We start from the raw sequence: 4,542 nt of genomic DNA on the forward strand, positions 1-4,542 counted from the left end.
AGTTTTTGGATTTTATTTCTAAGTCAAAACGGCATGTCCCTTTGGCAGATTGGGCTTTTGGAAAGTATTTTTCATGCGACTAGCGTCATCTGTGAAATTCCTTCTGGGATGTTGGCGGATCGCTTTTCCTACAAGACCAATCTGTATCTGAGCCGGATAGCTGGGATTGTGTCTTCTGTTCTCATGTTGGCGGGGCAGGGGAACTTTTGGGTCTATGCACTGGCTATGATGATCAGTGCTTGGTCCTATAATTTTGATTCGGGGACAAGCGCAGCCATGGTCTATGATTCTTCTGTAGAGGCTGGACTCAAGGAACGTTACTTATCCATCTCCAGTTTTATGTCTGGAGTGGCTGAAGCGACCCGGTCTTTGGGAACGGTCTGGGCTGGATTTTTTGTCCATGGACAATTGCATCTGACCTACTATATCATGATTGGCACCTCTATCGTCGTTCTTTTCCTGACTTGGATGCTGAAGGAGCCAAGTGTCAAAGCAGAGAAAGCAGAACGTCTGACCATGAAAAAGATTATCTGGGCTGTCAAAGAGGAATTGCAAAGAAATCCCAGCCTTTTTATCTGGATGATTCTGTCGCAAATCTTCGGAACGATCATGTGCATGTTTTATTTTTACTACCAAAATCAATTGCCTGACTTAAAAGATTGGCAGATTTCGGTAGTCATGCTGATTGGCAGTGCTTTGAATATCTTGGCGGTCTATCTGGCGAGTATGATTGGAAAGAAGTATTCTGCCTTGAAACTTTTTCCTTCAGTGGTTCTTCTAACTGGAGCAAGCTACCTGTTGTCTTATTTTGGCACGCCAGTTATCTATATTTTGATTTATCTAATCAGCAACGCCTTGTATGCTCTTTTCCAGCCGATTTTTGACAATGATTTACAAAAGCAGCTGCCAAGTGAGGTACGGGCTACCATGCTCAGTGTCTATTCTATGATGTTCAGCCTGAGTATGATTGTTATTTTCCCTATGACGGGCTGGTTGATTGATCACTTTGGCTTCGATTGGACTTTTATAGCTTTGGGCGGCTTTTTATTTGCTGTAACCCCATTTTTACATATAAGTCTAAAGAAAATAAGCCAGAGCTTACAAGAAGTCTAATATCAATGTTCTCTTTCTGCTGGTCAGAAGGAGAATATTTTTTAGCCTTTAAAAATTATGGTAAAATAAATAAAGTTTAATGGAGAAGTAGGCAGTATGAAAGATTTATTGAAATATTTCAAGGGCTATATCAGGGAGTCTTTGCTGGGACCCTTGTTTAAGCTCTTGGAGGCCAGTTTTGAACTCTTGGTTCCGCTTTTGATTGCGGGAATTGTGGACGAGACCATTCCCCAAAAGGACAGCTCCCATCTCTACTGGATGGTTTTTCTTTTGATGGGCTTGGCTGCGCTGGGCGTGGTGGTAGCAGTGGTAGCCCAGTATTATTCGTCAAAGGCGGCAGTGGGCTTTACTCGTCAGATGACAAGCGAACTCTATCAAAAAATCCTGCGTTTGCCTAAGGCTAGTCGGGATGAGCTGACGACTTCTAGCTTGGTGACTCGGCTGACGAGCGACACCTATCAGATCCAGACGGGAATCAATCAATTTCTTCGTCTCTTTCTGCGGGCGCCTATCATCGTTTTTGGATCTATCATCATGGCCTTTACTATCAGCCCGGTCATTACCTTGTGGTTCTTGCTCATGGTGGCAATTTTAACGGCTATTATCGTTTTCATGTCTCGTCTGATGAATCCCCTCTATGCTAAGATTCGCCAACTGACAGACCAACTAGTCAATCTGACGCGTGAGCAGCTGCAGGGCATGAGGGTTATACGAGCTTTCGGTCAGACCCAGCGCGAGGTTCAGACCTTTCGCAATCGCAACGAGCTCTATAAAACCTGGCAAATCAGGACAGGAGCTCTGGCTAGTCTGATTAGCCCTCTGACCTTTCTCACAGTCAATGGTGCTCTGATTGCTGTGATTTGGCAGGGGAATAGCTTTATCGGCAAGGGCTTGCTGACCCAGGGGATGCTAGTGGCTTTGGTCAATTATTTATTGCAAATTTTGGTGGAATTGCTCAAACTGGCGATGCTAGTCAACTCACTCAATCAAAGCTATATCAGTGCAGGCCGCATCAGTCAAGTCTTCGAGCAAGCAGAAGAAGATGTCCTGCAGGAATTAGTGCAGGAAACAGCTCTGCCTAATCAAGCTATTAAAGTCCAGCAAGTCAGCTTTTCTTATCCAAATGCAGCTAGCCCAGCCTTGACTGGTCTGACTTTTGATTTGAAAAGAGGTCAGACTGTGGGGGTTATTGGCGGGACAGGTTCAGGGAAGTCTACTCTGGTCCAGCTGCTGGCTCATCTCTATCCTGTGGCTGCTGGTCAGTTGACCATCTTTTCCCAAGGACGCAGTCCCCAAAATCTGAGCGAATGGAGGTCCTGGATCAGTCTGGTGCCTCAGAAAGCGGAGCTTTTCCAAGGAACTGTTCGCTCCAATCTGACCTTGGGCATGTTAAGCAAGCCAACAGACGCAGACTTGTGGCAGGCTTTAGAGATTGCTCAGGCGGCGGACTTTGTCTCTCAGAAGGAAGGTGGCTTGGATGCGACTGTAGAGGTCTTTGGTCGGAATTTTTCTGGTGGTCAGCGTCAGCGTTTAACCATCGCCAGAGCTGTCTTGCGGAGGGCGCCTTTCTTGATTTTAGATGATGCGACCTCAGCTCTGGACTATCTGACAGAGGCTAGACTCTTGCAGGCTATTAAGAATGAATTGATAGAGACTAGTCTGGTCTTGATCTCTCAGCGGACCAATAGCTTGCGCTCAGCGGATCAAATTTTAGTTCTAGATAAGGGAGAACAGGTGGCTCTTGGTAGCCACGAAGAACTCTTAGTCAGCTCTGCCATTTACCGAGAAATCCATCACTCACAGCATAGTCAAGGAGAGGAGGGCAAGCATGAAGCATAAGACATCACCTAGCAGCTTGAGGCGTTTGACTCGAGATTTGCTGCAGGCGCGCTGGCTCTTTCTCCTAGCTAGTCTGGGAACGGTGGCTCAAGTGGCTCTGACTGTTCTTCTTCCAGTTTTAATTGGAAATGCGGTTGATAGTGTTCTTCTCACTCAAGCGGACCAGCATTTGGTGCCGATTTTGGGCCAGATGTTGTTGGTCATCTTAGCCAATACGCTGATTCAATGGCTCAATCCCTTGGTCTATAATCAGCTGGTCTATCGCTATAGCCAGCAGCTCCGACAGGGTGTTATCAAGAAAGTACATTATCTGCCTTTGGCCTATCTGGACCGGCAGGGAACCGGCGACTTGGTTAGTCGGGTGACGACGGACTTGGAGCAGCTCAGCAATGGCCTACTTATGGTTTTCAATCAATTTTTTGTGGGTTTGCTGACAATTTTAGTGACCATCATTAGCATGGCCAGATTGGACTTTTTCCTCTTGCTTTTGGTTCTGCTTTTGACGCCCCTTTCTCTCTTCTTAGCTCGCTTTATTGCTAGAAAAAGTTTTAGCTTTTTCCAACGTCAGACGCAGGCGAGAGGGGCACAGACCCAGCTGATTGAGGAAAGCCTGACTCAGGAAAGTCTGATACAGACTTTTAATGCTCAGGAGCAGTTTGATACAGCTTTTACTCGCAGCAATCAAACCTATGCAGACTATTCTCAGGCTGCTATTTTCTATTCTTCGACGGTCAATCCTTCGACTCGTTTTATCAATGCCCTGATTTATGCTTTGATTGTAGGCTTTGGGGCTGTACGAATCATTCAGGGAACAGGCTTTACGGTTGGGCAGCTGGTGACCTTCCTCAACTACGTCAACCAGTACACCAAGCCTTTCAATGATATATCGTCAGTCATGTCGGAATTGCAGAGTGCTTTAGCTTGTGCGGAGCGGATTTATAGCGTTTTGGACCAAGAAGAAATAGCAGAGTCTGGTCAGGAAATTCTTCAGTCTGAAGATGTTAGAGGACAGATTAGTTTTGAGCATGTGGCTTTTGGCTATGAGCCTGGCAAAGAGCTGATTCAGGATTTGAATATAAGGATTCCAGCAGCTAGCAAGGTCGCCATTGTCGGGCCAACTGGTGCTGGCAAGTCTACTTTAATCAATCTCCTCATGCGCTTTTACAATGTTGATAGTGGTCTTATTTCGCTAGACGGTATTCCCATAACGCATTACACCAGAGCCTCTTATCGTCAGCAGTTCGGTATGGTACTGCAGGAGACTTGGCTTAAGACGGCGACTATTCACGACAATATAGCTTTTGGCCGGCCAGACGCCAGCCGAGAAGAGGTCATTGCAGCTGCCAAGGCGGCCAATGCGCATTTCTTTATCCAGCAGTTGCCTCAGGGGTATGACACTTATCTGGCAGATGCTGGGGACTCCCTTTCTCAAGGTCAGCGACAGCTCTTGACCATTGCCCGTGTCTTCCTTTCCGTTCCTAAAATCCTAATCTTGGATGAGGCGACTTCCTCCATTGATACTCGGACAGAAGTCTTGATTCAGGAGGCTTTCAGCAAGCTCATGGTGGGACGGACTAGCTTTATCATCGC

At 46.5% G+C, this 4,542-nt stretch carries 3 protein-coding genes; all 3 read left to right on the forward strand.

The window, feature by feature from the left end:
* Positions 1 to 1,113 (forward strand): MFS transporter (locus RWS39_RS09145; protein ID WP_314482792.1); only part of this gene is annotated, 1,113 nt, incomplete at its 5' end.
* Positions 1,114 to 1,209: 96 nt separating this feature from the next.
* A complete protein-coding gene (locus tag RWS39_RS09150) occupies positions 1,210 to 2,952 on the forward strand; it encodes an ABC transporter ATP-binding protein (protein ID WP_012000682.1) in 1,743 nt (580 codons plus the stop codon).
* On the forward strand, positions 2,942 to 4,542 hold a 1,601-nt coding region (locus tag RWS39_RS09155), incomplete at its 3' end, for an ABC transporter ATP-binding protein (protein WP_314482798.1). The genes RWS39_RS09150 and RWS39_RS09155, both read left to right, overlap by 11 nt.

The organism is Streptococcus cristatus (genome assembly GCF_963529205.1).
Classification (GTDB): domain Bacteria; phylum Bacillota; class Bacilli; order Lactobacillales; family Streptococcaceae; genus Streptococcus; species Streptococcus cristatus_O.

Bases quoted from the DNA above. Each gene is read 5' to 3' on its own strand.
- RWS39_RS09150 (WP_012000682.1), top strand. From the start codon at position 1,210: ATGAAAGATTTATTGAAATATTTCAAGGGCTATATCAGGGAGTCTTTG.